Below are 17202 nucleotides of genomic sequence, written 5' to 3'. Positions count from 1 at the left end.
TGCAAAACGCCCCGGGGACTTCCGTCTCCGGGGCGTTTTTTTGTCTTCTGAGCAACACGCTTGCGTCAGCCGCTCAGGACTACGTGATCCTTACACAGGCGAGAAGCGCCAGACGCCCTTGGCATCACGCTCACGCTTGAGTTCGCCCGAGCGCCACAGCATATGCAAGTGCGCGAGTGCTTCCCCCATCGCGAAGGTCGTCTGATGCGCGTCGAGCTTGCGATGGAACATGATGGGCACGATATCGCCCGCGCTTTGCGGCGACTTCGCACACGCATCGCGCACTTCCTGCAAGCGCGCCGCATGGTGATCGCGAAGCTGACCGATGCGCGTGTGCAAGCCCGTGAACGGTCGGCCGTGCGACGGCAGCACGAGGCAGTCGGCAGGCAAATCCAAATAAACGCCCAGTGAGTCGAGGAACAGTTGCAGCGAGTTGGCTTCCGGCTCAATGTCGAAGACGCTGACGTTGGTCGAAATACGCGGCAGCACCATATCGCCGGAGATGAGCACGTTGTGCTGCTCGGAGTACAGCGCCATATGCTCGGGCGAGTGACCGTAGCCCGCAATCAGACGCCAGTCGCTGCCGCCGATGCGCAGCGTGTCGCCATCCTTAAGACGGAAGTAGCGCGAGGGCACTTCGGGCACGAGGTCGCTGAAGTACGACTTGCGATTGCGAATCTGGTCGATCATGGCTTCGTCGGCGAGACCATGTGCGATGAAGTGCGCGACGGCGAACTCACCACCGGCGTTGGCGGCATTGTTGTTATCGCCCTCGGACATGAGACGTCCCCACGCGTAGTCGCCGAGCGACATGGCGAGCCGCGCTTGCCAGCGCTGTTTGTCGCCGCCCTTGCAAATCCAGTGCGCGAGGCCGAGGTGGTCCGGGTGGCAGTGCGTGACGACAACCCGCAGCACCGGCTCGCCGCCGAGCGCGCTGTCGAACACCTGCTCCCAGTACGCCTTGATCTGCGGATGCGTGATCCCGCAATCGACGACCGTCCAGCCCTTCACCCCATCGACTTCATCGCGCAACAACCACAGGTTGATGTGATCGAGCACGAACGGCAGCGGCATGCGCACCCAGAAGACGCCCGGCACGACTTCATGCACAGTGCCGCCATCGGGCAGGAATTCGCCAAGGGGATAGTTCAGTTGCTGTTCAAGGGCATTCACGGGGGCCACGCTCCAGATGGGCTTGTTCTCTTGTTGTCAGGTTGACGCCATCACCGATTGCATACGATGCAAGTTGACGCTAACGTAAACGGCAATTCTATCTGCAATGGTAAGCACCCGCTTAAACTTGCCAATCCGATCCCCTGCCGATCCGATGCTCACATACACGATCACCGACCTCGCCCGCGAGTTCGACATCACGCCCCGCGCGATCCGCTTTTATGAGGATCAGGGTCTGCTTACGCCCGCCCGTGAAGGCCCCGGCGGACGTCACCGCGTCTACACCGGACAGGACCGCACGCGCCTGAAGCTCACGCTGCGCGGCAAACGCCTCGGCCTCACACTCTCCGAGATCAAGACGATTCTCGATCTCTATGAGTCGCCCAAGGACACCGTGCCGCAGCTCAAGGTGTTTCTCGACACGCTCTCCCAACACCGTCAGGTGCTGGAGCAGCAACTCGAAGACCTCCACGCCACACTCGACGAAGTCTCCCAGCACGAAGCGCAATGCCTCGCTTTGCTCGAGGCCGCTGGCGAAACTGTGCCGCCTTCTGCTCGACGGGTTAAGGCTGCTGCGGCTTCTCACTGACTTTTTTTTCACCACATCCCGCTCCAACCTCCCCCAGCCCTGTCTCACCCCCAGGGCCGCGGGAATCGGCACTACCCTGACTCCGTTCCACCTGAAAGTCACTGCGTCAGGGCAGCACCGATCCCCGCCCATCCATTTCCCTAACACCGCTCGCTTCGCCCTCCCTCCCCGACTCAGGAAAGTCCTTACTTTACGTTTACGTAAACGTTAAGTAGTATCTGCGAATCTGGCTTTTCAGCCGCTTGCGCCCTGACGATCATGCACAACGTCCCCTCGTCTTATGCTGTTCATGCCGCCCCCGTCGACCCCGCCGTGGACGCGAAAATCCGCGCCAGCTTCGACAAACAAGGCGTCATGACCCACTGGGGCGCACAACTCACGCATATCGCCGACGGTTTTTGCGAAATTTCGCTGCCGTTCTCGGACAAGGTGAATCAACAGCTCGGCTATTTCCACGGCGGTGTCATCGGTGCCATCGCCGATTCGGCAGGCGGTTACGCAGGCTACACACGCATCTCGCCCGATCAGGAACTGGTCACCGCCGAATACAAACTGAACATTCTCGCGCCCGGCAAGGGCGATACACTGGTCGGACGCGGTCAGGTCGTCAAATCCGGACGCACACTCATCGTCGCCACCGCCGAACTGTTCGCCATCGATAACGGTAAATGGACGCTCTGCGCCCTCATGCAACAAACGCTTTTCGTGCTGGCACCTAATCCGTCCGCCTGACGAACGCTTCACACCGCTTACCAAGCATCTTCAAGCACCTTCAAGCACCATCGAACATACGCGCGGGCCAACCGCCACGCGCCACCTCTGGAGACTGTGTCATGACGACGTTGCCCGGCCTCAATTTCATGCTCGGCGAAGACCTGGACATGCTGCGCGAATCGGTCGCGAACTTCGCATCGAAGGAGATCGCCCCGCGCGCCGCCGAAGTGGATCGCACCGACCAGTTCCCGATGGATCTCTGGCGCAAGATGGGCGACCTCGGCGTGCTCGGCATGACAGTCTCCGAAGAGTACGGCGGCGCGAACATGGGCTATCTGGCCCACATGATCGCGATGGAAGAAATCTCGCGCGCGTCCGCCTCGATCGGCCTGTCGTACGGCGCACACTCGAATCTGTGCGTGAACCAGATTCACCGCAACGGCACGGCCGCGCAAAAAGCGAAGTACCTGCCGAAGCTGGTGTCGGGCGAACACGTAGGCGCCCTCGCGATGAGCGAGCCGAACGCTGGCTCGGACGTCGTCAGCATGAAGCTGCGCGCCGAGAAGCGCGGCGACCGCTATGTGCTCAACGGCACGAAGATGTGGATCACGAACGGCCCGGACTGCGACACGCTGGTGGTCTACGGTAAGACGGACATCGAAGCCGGTGCACGCGGTATGACGGCGTTCATCGTCGAGAAAGGCATGAAGGGCTTCTCGGTCGCGCAAAAGCTCGACAAGCTCGGCATGCGCGGCTCGCACACGGGCGAACTGGTGTTCGAGAACGTGGAAGTGCCGGAAGAAAACGTACTGGGTCAGGTCGGCGGCGGCGTGAAGGTGCTCATGAGCGGTCTGGACTATGAGCGCGCCGTGCTCGCAGGCGGTCCTATCGGCATCATGCAGGCCGCCATGGACGTGGTCGTGCCGTACATCCACGACCGCAAGCAGTTCGGTCAGTCCATCGGCGAATTCCAGCTGATTCAGGGCAAAGTCGCCGATATGTACACGATCCTTCAGGCAAGCCGCGCGTATCTGTACGCCGTGGGCCGTCAGCTGGAATCGCTGGGCAGCGATCACGTGCGTCAGGTACGCAAGGATTGCGCCGGGGTGATTCTCTACACGGCCGAAAAGGCGACGTGGATGGCCGGTGAAGCGATCCAGATTCTCGGCGGCAACGGCTATATCAACGAGTATCCGGTCGGTCGTCTGTGGCGCGACGCCAAGCTGTACGAGATCGGCGCAGGCACGTCGGAGATCCGCCGCATGCTGATCGGCCGCGAATTGTTCTCCGAGACGATGTAATCACAAGGAAAGCCCACAAAAAAGACGGACATTCAGACGCAGGCAGCGGCGCTACAATCTTCACAAGCCTCGCCCTGCGCCTGTCCCGACCGGTATGAATCACTTCCCGAAACTCCTGTCGTCGCAGTTTGCTTTCGACGTCGCCCGCACGATGCTGGACGGCTTCGACAAGCATTACCGCATCTTCCGCGAGGTGTGTGTCGCGGCGCAGGCATGTTTCGAAGCCGGTGACTTCATGGGCATCCAGAAGCTCCAGCGCGACCGCATCGCCTATTACGACGAGCGCGTGCGCGAATGCATCGTGACGCTGGAAGACGAGTTCGACGCACAGTCGCTAGACGACGATGTCTGGCAGCAAGTGAAGCTGCATTACATCGGCTTGCTCACGGAGCATCGTCAGCCCGAACTGGCCGAGACGTTTTTCAACTCGGTGTGCTGCAAGATCCTGCACCGCTCGTACTTCAATAACCGCTTCATCTTCGTGCGCCCCGCCGTGGCGACGGAGTACATCGAGAACGACGCGCCCGCCGCGAAGCCGACGTACCGCGTCTACTATCCCGCGCAGGACGGCATGGCCGCCACGCTCGCGCGCATCGTCACGAATTTCCAGCTTAAGCGCCCGTTCGCCGATCTGTCGCGCGACGTGGGCTATGTGATGCGCGCCATCGAAGAGGCGTTCGGCACATTCGACGCTGCGCCGAATTTTCAGATTCACGTGCTGGCGTCGCTGTTCTTCCGCAACAAGGCGGCCTATATCGTAGGACGCATCGTGAACGGCGACACCACGACGCCCTTCGCCGTCCCGATCATGCACGACGCCCACGGCAAGCTGGCGCTCGACGCCGCTTTGCTGCGCGGCGAGCAACTGCGTGTGATGTTCAGCTTCTCGCACGCGTACTTCATGGTCGACATGGAGGTGCCGTCGGCCTACGTGCAGTTTTTGCGCACGATCATGCCGGGAAAGCCGAAGGCCGAGATCTATACGTCGGTCGGCTTGCAAAAGCACGGCAAGAATCTGTTCTATCGCGATTTTCTGCATCACCTGAAGCATTCGAGCGACAAGTTCGTGAGCGCACCGGGCATTCCCGGACTGGTGATGCTGGTGTTTACGCTGCCCTCGTACCCGTACGTCTTCAAGCTGATTCGCGAGCGCTTCGCGCCGCCCAAGGAGACGACACGCGAACAAGTGAAAGCGAAGTATCTGATGGTCAAGCAGCACGATCGCGTGGGCAGGATGGCCGACACACTGGAGTTCTCCAGCGTCGCCTTCCCGCTCTCGCGCTTCGACGATGCCCTGCTCGCCCAGCTCCGTACAGAAGTGCCCTCGCTGCTCGAATTCGACGGCGACGCGCTGGTGATCCGCCACTGCTACATCGAGCGTCGCATGACGCCGCTCAATCTGTGGCTGCAATCCGCCTCGGACGACCAGGTGGACCACGCCATGCGCGAATACGGCAACGCGATCAAGGAGCTGATGGCGGCGAACGTGTTTCCGGGCGACATGCTGTACAAGAATTTCGGTGTGACGCGTCACGGCCGGGTGGTCTTCTACGATTACGACGAACTGGAATATCTGACGGATTGCCACATCCGTCGAGTGCCGGAACCACGTAACGAAGAAGAGGCGATGTCAGGGGAAGTCTGGTACCGTGTAGGCCCGCACGACGTGTTTCCGCAGACGTTTGAGACGTTTCTGACGGGAGACGCGCGCGTGCGGCACTATCTGAGCCAGCATCATCCGGATTTCTTCGACCCCGGCCTGTGGCAAGGCTTTCAGGATCGGGTGCGAGCCGGACAGATGCACGACTTCTATCCGTACGATGTCTCGCTGCGTTTCGTCAATCGCTACGGTGCCGCCCGCGGCATCACGGATTCAGGTGCTTCGGCCGCTCCGCCTCGCGCGGCAGCCGCCTGAGCGCCGGACTTCCTCGCCATTGACGCCTCCCAGCTCACGACATGCCCGCCGGATGACACGATCATGACCGAAGACAAAGACCAACCTCTCATCCATCTGCTCGATAACAACCGCGCCTGGGTTGCCAGCGTGAACGCGGAAGATCCCGCGTTTTTCGAGCGGCTGTCCAAGATACAGACGCCAGAATACCTCTGGATCGGCTGCTCGGATTCGCGCGTGCCCGCGAACCAGATCACCGGACTGGCACCGGGCGAAGTGTTCGTCCACCGCAATATTGCGAACGTGGTGGTCCACAGCGACCTGAACTGCCTGTCGGTTTTGCAGTTCGCTGTCGAAGTGCTGAAAGTGCGTCACATCATGGTCGTCGGCCACTACGGCTGCGGCGGTGTGGGCGCAGCACTCGACGGCGCGAAGATGGGCCTCGTCGATAACTGGCTGCGCCACGTGCGCGACGTCTACGAGCGCCACGTCGACCAGATCGACGCGCTGCCCTCGCGCGACGCCCGTCACGATCGCCTGTGCGAGTTGAACGCCATCGAACAGGTCGTGAATATTTGTCACACCACCGTCCTGCGCGACGCCTGGGCCCGCAACCAACCGGTCACCGTGCACGGCTGGGTGTACGGCCTGCGCGACGGTCTGGTGCGCGACCTGCGCATGTCGGTGAATAGCCTCGAATCCCTGCCGCGTATCTATGATCGCTGCGTGGAAGCGATGGCCGAATTACGTCATCCACGCGCCTGATCGCTTAGGCGAACCCAGGCCAGTCAGGCGCGCAAGCGGGCGCGTGGACGACGGAAGATTGAAGCATTGGATATTCGGGGCTGACGCACCGATCCGCAAGGACGCAGCGTCAGCCACGCAACCCCTTTTATGGAGATTGCCATGCAACAAGACCCGATCGTCATCGTTTCCGCTGCCCGCACGCCGATGGGTGGCCTGCAAGGCGTATTCGGCGATGTCGCCGCGCCGCAACTCGGTGCCGCCGCCATTCGCGCGGCTGTCGAACGCGCTGGCCTGAAGCCGGAGCAGGTCGACGAAGTCGTCATGGGCTGCGTGCTGCCCGCCGGTCAGGGGCAGGCACCTGCGCGTCAGGCAACGCTCGGCGCCGGGCTGCCCCTCGCAGCCGGTGCGACCACCGTCAACAAGATGTGCGGCTCCGGCATGCGTGCCGCGATGTTCGCCCACGACATGCTCGTTGCCGGTAGTGCCGACGTCATCGTCGCCGGTGGCATGGAAAGCATGAGCAACGCCCCCTATCTCCTGCCCAAGGCGCGCGCCGGTATGCGCATGGGTCACGGTCAGGTCATCGACCACATGTTCTTCGACGGTCTGGAAGACGCTTACGACAAAGGTCGCCTGATGGGTACCTTCGCCGAAGAGTGCGCCGACCGTTACGCCTTCACCCGCGAAGCGCAAGACGCCTTCGCCATCGCCTCCCTCGAGCGCGCGCAGAACGCCACGAAAGACGGCTCGTTTGCGTGGGAAATCACTGCTGTGACGGTGCCGGGCCGCAAGGGCGACACCGTCGTCGAGCAGGACGAGCAGCCCTTCAAGGCCAATCCCGAAAAGATTCCGACGCTCAAAGCCGCCTTCCGCAAGGACGGCACGGTCACCGCCGCCAACTCGTCGTCGATCTCCGACGGCGCTGCCGCGCTCGTGCTCATGCGCGAATCGACGGCCAAACGCCTCGGCCTCGCGCCGCTCGCCCGCATCGCCGGTCACAGCACCTTCGCGCAACAACCGGGCCTGTTCACGACCGCCCCGGTCGGCGCGATGCGCAAGCTGTTCGAGAAGACCGGCTGGTCGACGGCCGACGTCGATCTGTTCGAGATCAACGAAGCGTTCGCCGTCGTCGCAATGGCCGCGATGCATGAATTCGATCTGCCGCACGACAAGGTCAACATTCACGGCGGCGCGTGCGCGCTCGGCCACCCGATCGGCGCGTCCGGCGCACGTATTCTCGTCACGCTGATCGGCGCACTGCGCAAGACCGGTGGCAAGCGCGGCGTAGCGAGCCTGTGTATCGGCGGCGGCGAAGCAACCGCGATGGCCATCGAACTCGTCTGACCGACGCGTTCGACCGGCTCACGCGTCTGAACTCACACCGGCGTCCAACGCCGGTTCACCGTTTCTACGGGGACATATCGACGTCATGAAAACAGCGCTCATCATCGGTGCCTCACGCGGCATCGGCATGGAATTCGTACGGCAGTATCGCGAAGACGGCTGGCGCGTGTTCGCCACCGCACGCAACGAAGACGGTCTGGCCGCGCTGCGCGAGCTCGATGCCGAAGCCCTGAAACTCGACGTCACGCGCGTGGAGTCGCTGTCCGGCCTGTCGTGGCAACTCGACGGCGTGGAACTCGACGTGGCGGTCTACAACGCAGGCGTGAACTCCGAACGCACGACCGGTCTCGCACCGATCACGAAGGACGAGTTCGACCGCGTGTTCCACACCAACGTCCTCGGCGCGATGCAGGTCGCGCCGCTCGTGCTGCCTTTCGTGGAAGCGGCGGGCGGCAGCTTCGGCTTTCTGTCGAGCCGCATGGGCAGTGTCGAATTGATGGAGTCGAACGGTAGCTGGCTGTATCGCGCGAGTAAAGCCGCCGTGAATTCGGTCGTCAAAGCGGTGTCGCTCGAAGCCCAGCGCGCGACGTGCGTCGCCATGCACCCGGGCTGGGTGCGCACCGACATGGGCGGCGAGAACGCCGACATCGATGTCGAGACGAGCGTGTCCGGCATGCGTCGCGTGCTGGCTCGCGCCCCAGGCGAACGCGCGACGCACAACGGCGGCTTTTACAACTACGACGGCACGCCGTTCCCTTGGTAAGCCACGCAGTACCGTAGCACTTGCATCACCGGTAGCACCCATAAAACGCTGTTGCCACACCGCCGTATCTTTTGATTCGCGGGCCAGAAACGTCACTCGGAAACGGAGCCAACATGACGTCCGCCATCGACTTTTATTTCGACTTCGCATCCCCGTATGGGTATTTTGCGAGCACCTGCATCGACGACATCGCTTCGCGCAACGGGCGTGGCGTCGCGTGGCATCCGATCCTGCTCGACATCGTCTACAAGGTGAACGGCACGGGCGCACCGGTGCAGCATCCGATCAAGACGGAGTATCTGAAGAACGACGTGGCGCGCACCGCGCGTTTTCACGGCATCGACTACAAGCGGCCGACGCATTTCCCGATCCCCACGCAAGCCGCCGAGCGCGCCGTGTTGTGGGTACAGGACCATCGCGGCGGCGACTTGTCGGCGGAGTTCGCGAAGTCAATCTTTCGCGCGCTCTATGTCGACGACGTGAACATCGGCGACCCGGCGGAACTGGTACGGCTCGGCGAAGCGCTGGGTATCGATGGCGCAGCCCTCGACACCGGCATGCACTCGCCCGCCGCCAAGGACCATCTCAAAGCCGAGATCGATCTGGCGATGGCGCGCGGCGTGTTCGGCTCGCCGTTCGTGATCGTGGACGGCGAACCGTTCTGGGGTTTCGACCGTTTCGCACAGGTAGAGGCCTGTCTGAAGCACGGCAAGATCTGACACTGAAACACCACAAGGCACGACATACGATGGCAAGCCCCCAATCGCCGCAAAACAAGGACCGTGAAGGCTGCCCGTGCGGCGGCCTCGCGTTCGAGGATTGCTGCGCACGTTATCTCGAACACGGCGAGATTCCGCCCACGGCCGAAGCGCTGATGCGCTCGCGCTACACGGCGTTCGTGCGTCAGAACGCACCGTATCTGCTCGATACGTGGGCGGCACGCACGCGTCCCGCGACGCTCGATTTCGGCGACGCCCCGCAGTGGCTCGGCCTTCAGGTCAAGGCGCATCTGCAACGAGACGAGCACCACGCCGAAGTCGAATTCGTCGCCCGTTACAAGGTCGGCGGACGCGCTCACCGGCTGCACGAACGCAGTCGCTTCGAGCGCACCGACGACGGCCGCTGGCGCTACATCGACGGCGACCTGTTCGACTGATCTCGCGACGTCATTCAGCACATCGCTCGCCACGTCGCCAAGCACAAGCACTCAACTAAAACTCACACTCCACCGGATTTCGTCACATGCCGATTCTCGAAAGCAAACTCAACCCGCGCGGCGAAGACTTTGCACGCAACGCGTCCGCCATGCAGACCGTGGTCGACGAACTGCGCGCCCGTATCGCGCAACTGGCCGGTGGCGGCGGTGAGGCTGCGCGCAAGAAGCACACCGGTCGTGGCAAGCTGCTGCCGCGCGATCGCGTGCAACAACTGCTCGATCCGGGTTCCCCCTTTCTCGAACTCTCGCAACTCGCCGCGACCGGCATGTATCACGACGACGCACCGGGCGCGGGGATCATCACGGGCATCGGCCGCGTGTCCGGCCAGGAATGCGTGATCGTGTGCAACGACGCCACGGTCAAGGGCGGCACGTACTACCCGATGACGGTCAAGAAGCACCTGCGCGCGCAGGAGATCGCCGAGCAGAACCATCTGCCGTGCATCTATCTGGTCGACTCGGGCGGCGCGAACCTGCCGAATCAGGACGACGTCTTCCCCGATCGCGATCACTTCGGCCGCATCTTCTACAACCAGGCGCAAATGTCGGCGCAAGGCATTCCGCAGATCGCCGTGGTGATGGGCTCGTGCACGGCAGGTGGCGCGTATGTGCCCGCCATGAGCGACGAGTCGATCATCGTCAAGGAACAGGGCACGATTTTCCTCGGCGGCCCGCCCCTGGTGAAAGCTGCCACGGGCGAGGAAGTGAGCGCCGAAGATCTCGGCGGTGCGGATGTCCACACGCGCCTGTCGGGTGTCGCCGACCACTTCGCGCAGAACGACGCACACGCGCTGTCCATCGCGCGCAGCATCGCCGCGAACCTCAATCGTCGCAAGCCTGCGACCGTCGCCACCAAGACGCCGGTCGAACCGAAGTACGACGCGCGTGAACTGTACGGCGTGATTCCCGCCGACACGAAGAAGCCGTTCGACGTGCGCGAAGTGATCGCGCGTCTCGTCGACGGCTCCGAGTTCGACGAATTCAAGGCGCGCTACGGCACCACGCTGGTGTGCGGCTTCGCGCATCTGTGGGGCTATCCGGTCGGCATCGTGGCGAACAACGGCATTCTGTTCTCGGAGTCCGCGCAAAAGGGCGCGCACTTCATCGAACTGTGCTGCCAGCGCAAGATCCCGCTGATCTTCTTGCAGAACATCACGGGCTTCATGGTCGGGCGCAAGTACGAAAACGAAGGCATCGCCAAGCACGGCGCGAAGATGGTGACGGCCGTCGCCACCGCGAACGTGCCGAAGTTCACCGTCATCATCGGCGGTTCGTTCGGCGCGGGTAACTACGGCATGTGCGGTCGCGCCTACTCGCCGCGTTTCCTGTGGATGTGGCCGAACGCGCGCATCTCCGTGATGGGCGGCGAGCAGGCCGCGTCGGTGCTCGCCACGGTCAAGCGCGATGGCATCGAGGGCAAGGGCGGTCAGTGGAGCGCCGAGGAAGAAGACGCCTTCAAGCAGCCGATCCGCGATCAGTACGAACGTCAGGGGCATCCGTTCTACGCGAGCGCGCGCCTGTGGGACGACGGTGTGATCGATCCGGCCGACACGCGCACGGTGCTCGGTCTCGGCCTGTCGGCTGCGCTCAATGCGCCGATTCCGGAAACGCGCTTCGGCCTGTTCCGTATGTGATCGCATGTAATCGCATGTAATCGAGCGTCATCGCCCACACCGGTCCATCGAGGAATTCCGTCATGCAACTCGCAACGCTCAAGTTCAGTGTCGACGCCCACGTCGCCACCGTTACGCTCAACCGTCCGGACGTGCGCAACGCGTTCAACGAAACCGTCATCGAAGAACTGACCGGCACGTTTCGCGCGCTGGCGACGAACGACGACGTGCGCGCCATCGTGCTCGCCGCTGAAGGCGTCGCGTTCTGCGCCGGCGCCGATCTGAACTGGATGAAGAAGATGGCCGGTTACTCGGACACCGAGAACCGCGCCGACGCCATGACGCTCGCCGTCATGCTCAACACGATCTACCGCTGCCCGAAGCCGGTGATCGCGCGCGTGCAGGGCGATACGTACGCGGGCGGTGTCGGACTCGCGGCCGTGGCGGACATTGTGGTCGCCGTCGACACGGCGCACTTCTGCCTGTCCGAAGCCAAGCTCGGCCTGATTCCTGCCACCATCGGCCCGTATGTGATTCGCGCGCTGGGCGAGCAGGCGTCGCGTCGCTATTTCGTGACGGCGGAACGCTTCACGGCCGCCACGGCGCAGCGTCTCGGCCTGGTGCACGAGGTCGTTGCCGCCGATGCGCTCGACAGCACCATCGGCGCGCTGGCGAAGGCGCTTGTCGACAACAGCCCGAACGCGGTGAAGGAGTGCAAGCGCCTTGTGCAGGACTTCGCCGGGCGCGCCATCGACGAGGCGGCCATCGCCGACACGGCCGAGCGCATCGCGAAGATCCGCGCCTCCGACGAGGGTCGCGAAGGGGTGCGTTCGTTCCTGGAGAAGCGTTCGCCGTCATGGCGCGACGCCTCCTGAGCGAACGCACGAAAATCATCCATTTCGACGGTTACAAAATTTTTTTGGGAGGGGTGACGGCGGAGATGCCTGAACGTTATCGGCGGGTTTTACGAAATTGTCGATAACGTCTCTTTACGGCTCGCAAAACAGCGAGTTTTCGCACCAAATCCGCCTATTGCCCTGCCAAATCGCTTTGCCTACCATGCGCCCATCCCCCACCTCCGGCCACGTGCAGCAGCGCAGCGCGCAATGCCCCGCACCGGCCAGCCAGACGGACGACGAGCATCGGGCATCTTGCCCGGCTTCTCGCCCGTCATGGCCCTCCAAGGAGTCAAAGATGGACGCCTCCCCGCGCCCCCCCAACGGTCCCGGCGATCTCGCCGCGCGCAGTCTGCGACAGGTCTGGCACCCCTGCACGCAGATGAAGCAACAGGCAAAGCTGCCCCTCGTCGCGCTGTCTCACGGCGAAGGGCCCTGGCTCGTCGACACCGGCGGCGAACGCTACCTCGATGCCATCAGTTCGTGGTGGGTCAATCTGTTCGGCCACGCGAACCCGCGCATCAACGCGGCGCTGATCGATCAGTTGGGCCGCCTCGAACATGCGATGCTCGCGGGCTTCACGCATGAGCCCGTCGTGTCCTTGTCCGAACGTCTGTCGGCATTGACCGGCGGCGTGCTCGGTCATGCGTTCTTCGCGTCGGACGGTGCGTCGGCCGTCGAGATCGCGCTGAAGATGAGCTTTCACGCGTGGCGCAATCAGGGCCACAGCGACAAGCGCGAATTCGTCTGCGTGCGCAACGGCTATCACGGCGAAACGCTCGGCGCGCTGGCCGTCACCGACGTCGCCCTGTTCCGTGACGCCTACGATCCGCTGCTGCGGCATGCGCACGTCGTGGCATCGCCCGATGCGCGTCAGGCGTGCGATGGCGAGACGGCCATCGACGTCGCCCGCCGCGCCGCTGCCGAACTCGACACGCTGCTCACACAACGTGAAGGACGCATCGCCGCCGTCATCGTCGAGCCGCTGGTGCAGTGCGCCGCAGGCATGGCGATGCACGACCCCGAATACCTGCGCCTCGTACGCGCGCTGTGCGACAAGCACGGCGCACACATGATTGCGGACGAAATCGCCGTCGGTTGTGGCCGCACCGGCACGTTCTTCGCGAGCGAGCAGGCCGGTATCTGGCCCGATCTGCTCACGCTCTCCAAGGGCATCAGCGGCGGCTATCTGCCGCTCTCGCTCGTGCTCTCGCGCGACGCGATCTACGACGCCTTCTACGACGACGACACCGCGCGTGGCTTCCTGCACTCGCACTCGTACACCGGCAATCCGCTGGCGTGCCGTGCCGCGCTGGCCACGCTCGACATCTTCGCGGACGACGACGTCCTCGCTAGCAATGCCGTGCGCGCTGCGCGTCTGACGCAAGCCCTCGCACCGCTGGCCGACGATCCGCGCGCGAAGCATTTCCGTCATCGCGGCATGATCTGGGCGTTCGACGCCGTATTGCCGGATGCCCCCGGCGCGGCGGGTGCCTTCGCGAAGCGCTTCTACACCGAAGCTCGCGCGCGCGGCGTGCTGCTGCGTCCGATCGGCGCGACGGTCTACCTGATGCCGCCGTACGTGCTCGACGACGGCACCACCGACTGGCTGGCGACGCAAACGCTCGCTGCTTTCGACGCAACGATGCAACAGGAGGTGGCCGCATGACGACCCATCCCCTGCTCGACCGCCTCGACGCCGGACTCGCCGAGATCGACCGTCAGCACCTGCGTCGCCGTCATCGCGTGGTGAGCACGCCGTGCCAGCCGCATTTGAGTGCTGACGGGCGCGACGTCCTCGCTTTCGCGAGCAACGACTATCTCGGGCTGGCCGCACACCCGAAGGTCGTCGAAGCGCTCATCGAAGGTGCGCAACGTTACGGTGCTGGCAGCGGTGCTTCGCACCTCATCAGCGGCCATTCGCAGGCGCACGCGGAACTCGAAGACGCCCTCGCCGACTTCATGTCGCCGCATCTGGTCGACGAGCGCGCGCTGTACTTCTGCACCGGCTACATGGCCAATCTGGCGACAATCTCCGCGCTCGCCAACAAGGACTCGGAAATCTTCTCCGAAGCGCTCAACCACGCCTCACTGATCGACGGCGCACGACTCTCGCGCGCGAAGACGCACGTCTATCCGCACGGCGACGTCGACGCCCTCGCCGCCCTGCTCGAAGTCAGTACCGCCGAGACGAAGCTGATCGTCACCGACGGTGTCTTCTCAATGGACGGAGACATCGCGCCGCTGCCGCAGTTGCTCGCGCTCGCCGAGCGTCATAACGCGTGGCTCATCGTGGACGATGCGCACGGCTTCGGCGTGGTCGGTGAGAACGGACGCGGCGTGTTCGAACACTTCGACATGCGCTCGCCGAATCTGGTGATCATCGGCACGCTCGGCAAGGCCGCCGGTGTCGGTGGCGCGTTCGTCGCGGCCCATCGCAGCGTGATCGAGTGGCTGATCAATCGCGCCCGTCCGTACATCTTCACCACGGCGGCAGCGCCCTCGCAGGCGCATGCTTTGCTCACGAGTCTCGCAATCATCGCGGGTGACGAAGGTCGCGAGCGTCGCGCGACGTTGCAGGCGCGCATTGCGCAACTGCGCGATTCGCTCACGCTGAAGCACTGGCGCCACATGGTCTCGCCGACGGGCGTGCAGCCGATCATCCTCGGCGAGAACGCAGCCGCACTGCATGCGCAGGCCGGGCTGGCCGAGGCCGGATTGTGGGTCCCCGCGATTCGCCCGCCGACGGTAGCGCCTGGCACGTCGCGCCTGCGCCTCACGCTCAGCGCCGCGCATACGGCCGAGGACGTCACGCGCCTGACCCGCGCCATCAATCGACTCGACAACGACTGGACGGAGCACGCGCATGGCTGAACGCAACCTCATCACCGCCGCCGATGCCCCGACCGAGCGTGCAACGCCCGCGCGTCACGCGTTCTTCGTCACCGGCACCGATACCGAGATCGGCAAGACGCTCGTCTCGTCGGCGTTGCTGCATGCCGCCGCGCGTCGCGGGCTGGTGTGTGCTGGGCTGAAGTCGGTGGCCGCAGGCGCGTCGGAACACAATGGTCGCTTCGTGAATGAAGACGTCGAGCAGTTGCACGACGCGAGCAATCTGAAGCTGCCCGACGACTGGTACTGCCCGTACGTGCTCAAGGACGCGACCGCGCCGCACATCGCCGCCGCCGCCGAGGGCATCGACCTCGATTGCAGCGTGATCCGGGCAGGCTATGCGCGGGTCGCCGCGCGCGCGGACCTCGTGATCGTCGAAGGCGTCGGCGGCTTTCGCGTGCCGCTCGGCCCCGACGCCAGCGCGCCCGACACCGCCGATCTGGCGCGTCAGCTCGGCCTGCCGGTGATCCTCGTCGTCGGCCTGCGTCTGGGCTGCATCAGCCATGCGTTGCTGACGGCCGAGGCGATCACGTCGCGTGGTCTCACGATCCCCGGATGGGTCGCCAATCACGTCGATCCGGACATGCGTCATGTGGACGCCAACGTCGAGGCGATTGCCGCGCGACTGGGTGCGCCGTTACTGGGGCGCGTGCCACATCTGCCGCACCCCGACGCGGCGACCGCCTCCGGCTATCTCGACATTGCGCCGCTGGTCGATACCGCATTGCATCGCACTGCGCAGACATCGTCCGGCCCTCGCCCACATACCGCTCCCTGAGCGCGATCCACACACCGACATCGCGCCAACACCGAACACACAGAATTCAAGGAATCTCACCATGCAAGTTCACGCCCACACCGCCGCTCACGGCCACGACGAAGCCCTGCGCCGTAACGACACGCCCTGGACCGTCGCCGACATCGAAGCGCTGTTTGCCCTGCCGTTCAACGACCTGATCTTCCGCGCGCAGCAAGTGCACCGCGAGCATTTCGACGCCAACGCCGTTCAGCTCTCGACGCTGCTCTCGATCAAGACCGGCGGTTGCCCGGAAGACTGCTCGTACTGCCCGCAGTCGGCGCGCTACGACACCGGCGTGGAAGCCGAGAAGCTGATGCCCGTCGAGGAAGTGGTCGCCGCCGCACAACGCGCCAAGGAAGCCGGTGCTACGCGCTTCTGTATGGGCGCTGCGTGGCGCAGCCCGAAGCCGCATCAGGTCGACGCCGTGGGCGAGATGGTCCGCAGCGTGAAGGCGCTGGGTCTGGAGACGTGCGTGACGCTCGGCATGCTGCGCGACGGTCAGGCGCAGCAACTGCGCGACGCAGGTCTCGACTACTACAACCACAACCTCGATACGTCGCCCGAGTTCTACGGTCAGATCATCACGACGCGCACGTATCAGGACCGTCTCGACACGCTCGCCCGCGTGCGCGACGCCGGTCTCAAGGTGTGCTGCGGCGGCATCGTCGGTCTGGGCGAGACGCGCCGTGAGCGCGCCGGTCTGATCGCGCAACTCGCGAACATGTCGCCGTATCCGGAGTCGGTGCCCATCAACAACCTGATGAAGGTCGAGGGCACGCCGCTGGAGAACAACGAGAGCGTCGATCCGTTCGACTTCGTGCGCACGATCGCCGTGGCACGTATCACGATGCCGCGCGCGATGGTGCGTCTGTCGGCCGGGCGCGAAATGATGGACGACTCACTGCAATCGCTGTGCTTCCTCGCCGGGGCGAACTCGATGTTCTACGGCGAGAAGCTGCTCGTCACGCAGAACCCGCAAGCCGAAGCCGACCGCGCGCTGCTCGCACGCCTCGGCATGCGCACGTCGACCGAAGAGAAGCTCGGTGCGGAGAATGCGGGCGACGCGAGCGAGTGCGACGCATTGAAGCCCTGCGCGACCCACTAAGCGGAGCAACGCGGTCGCCGCGCAGGTGTTGAAGGATAAGTGCCACCACAACGACCAGATCGCAACAGACGATCCGCTCCATCCGTTGTGGCGGCAGAGCTGAATAGCAAAGAGAATGGTGTCAGTGCGCTGCCCCTCCGTCACAAGCGGAGACGT

At 63.9% G+C, this 17202-nt stretch carries 15 protein-coding genes and 1 pseudogene; 15 read left to right on the top strand and 1 reads right to left on the bottom strand.

Annotated features, from left to right (window positions below; translation table 11 throughout):
* Positions 1–90: 90 nt before the first annotated feature.
* Positions 91–1173, bottom strand: a complete 1083-nt coding sequence (locus NTU39_RS02505; RefSeq protein ID WP_257959130.1) for an MBL fold metallo-hydrolase — start codon at positions 1171–1173, stop codon at positions 91–93.
* A gap of 154 nt (positions 1174–1327) precedes the next feature.
* Between NTU39_RS02505 and NTU39_RS02500 the strand changes: the two genes are divergently transcribed.
* The 15 genes and pseudogenes from NTU39_RS02500 to bioB all read left to right on the top strand — a co-directional run.
* On the top strand, positions 1328–1762 hold the full coding sequence (locus NTU39_RS02500; protein WP_150664220.1) for a MerR family transcriptional regulator: 435 nt from the start codon (positions 1328–1330) through the stop codon (positions 1760–1762).
* Between the two features lie 312 nt (positions 1763–2074).
* Positions 2075–2494: a PaaI family thioesterase gene (locus NTU39_RS02495; RefSeq protein ID WP_257959129.1), complete on the top strand. Its 420-nt coding sequence runs from the start codon at positions 2075–2077 to the stop codon at positions 2492–2494.
* Positions 2495–2595: 101 nt separating this feature from the next.
* Positions 2596–3777 carry an isovaleryl-CoA dehydrogenase gene (locus NTU39_RS02490; RefSeq protein ID WP_039395188.1) on the top strand — a complete coding sequence of 394 codons (1182 nt, stop codon included), beginning with the start codon at positions 2596–2598 and terminating at the stop codon, positions 3775–3777.
* Between the two features lie 94 nt (positions 3778–3871).
* Positions 3872–5692 (top strand): bifunctional isocitrate dehydrogenase kinase/phosphatase, encoded by a 1821-nt coding sequence (gene aceK / locus NTU39_RS02485; RefSeq protein WP_150664066.1) that lies wholly within the window; start codon positions 3872–3874, stop codon positions 5690–5692.
* Between the two features lie 63 nt (positions 5693–5755).
* On the top strand, positions 5756–6436 hold the full coding sequence (gene can / locus NTU39_RS02480) for a carbonate dehydratase (RefSeq protein WP_150664065.1): 681 nt from the start codon (positions 5756–5758) through the stop codon (positions 6434–6436).
* 141 nt (positions 6437–6577) lie between these two features.
* The gene (locus NTU39_RS02475) at positions 6578–7762 is read left to right on the top strand and encodes an acetyl-CoA C-acetyltransferase (RefSeq protein ID WP_246184526.1); all 1185 of its coding nucleotides are present in this window, start codon (positions 6578–6580) and stop codon (positions 7760–7762) included.
* An 85-nt stretch (positions 7763–7847) separates the two neighbouring features.
* The gene (locus tag NTU39_RS02470) at positions 7848–8525 is read left to right on the top strand and encodes an SDR family oxidoreductase (RefSeq protein WP_150664063.1); all 678 of its coding nucleotides are present in this window, start codon (positions 7848–7850) and stop codon (positions 8523–8525) included.
* Between the two features lie 113 nt (positions 8526–8638).
* Positions 8639–9244, top strand: coding sequence for a 2-hydroxychromene-2-carboxylate isomerase (locus NTU39_RS02465; RefSeq protein WP_150664062.1), 606 nt, complete (start codon positions 8639–8641; stop codon positions 9242–9244).
* A 29-nt stretch (positions 9245–9273) separates the two neighbouring features.
* On the top strand, positions 9274–9681 hold the full coding sequence (locus tag NTU39_RS02460; RefSeq protein WP_150664061.1) for a YchJ family protein: 408 nt from the start codon (positions 9274–9276) through the stop codon (positions 9679–9681).
* An 86-nt stretch (positions 9682–9767) separates the two neighbouring features.
* The gene (locus tag NTU39_RS02455; protein ID WP_150575285.1) at positions 9768–11375 is read left to right on the top strand and encodes a carboxyl transferase domain-containing protein; all 1608 of its coding nucleotides are present in this window, start codon (positions 9768–9770) and stop codon (positions 11373–11375) included.
* Positions 11376–11437: 62 nt separating this feature from the next.
* A complete protein-coding gene (locus NTU39_RS02450; RefSeq protein WP_150664060.1) occupies positions 11438–12229 on the top strand; it encodes an enoyl-CoA hydratase/isomerase family protein in 792 nt (263 codons plus the stop codon).
* Between the two features lie 319 nt (positions 12230–12548).
* Positions 12549–13919 carry an adenosylmethionine--8-amino-7-oxononanoate transaminase gene (gene bioA, locus NTU39_RS02445; RefSeq protein ID WP_257959127.1) on the top strand — a complete coding sequence of 457 codons (1371 nt, stop codon included), beginning with the start codon at positions 12549–12551 and terminating at the stop codon, positions 13917–13919.
* Positions 13916–15124 (top strand): 8-amino-7-oxononanoate synthase, encoded by a 1209-nt coding sequence (bioF, locus tag NTU39_RS02440; protein ID WP_257959126.1) that lies wholly within the window; start codon positions 13916–13918, stop codon positions 15122–15124. The genes bioA and bioF overlap by 4 nt, the downstream gene beginning before the upstream one ends.
* The gene (gene bioD / locus NTU39_RS02435) at positions 15117–15920 is read left to right on the top strand and encodes a dethiobiotin synthase (protein WP_257959125.1); all 804 of its coding nucleotides are present in this window, start codon (positions 15117–15119) and stop codon (positions 15918–15920) included. The genes bioF and bioD overlap by 8 nt, the downstream gene beginning before the upstream one ends.
* A gap of 136 nt (positions 15921–16056) precedes the next feature.
* Positions 16057–17046 (top strand): annotated as a pseudogene (gene bioB, locus NTU39_RS02430) (biotin synthase BioB); the annotation flags it as partial.
* Between the last annotated feature and the right edge of the window lie 156 nt (positions 17047–17202).

The sequence above is a fragment of the Pandoraea commovens genome (assembly GCF_024704525.1).
Taxonomy (GTDB): Bacteria; Pseudomonadota; Gammaproteobacteria; order Burkholderiales; family Burkholderiaceae; genus Pandoraea; species Pandoraea commovens.
Note: the sequence above shows the minus strand (reverse complement) of the source record. Positions and strands in the feature narration are given on the sequence as shown.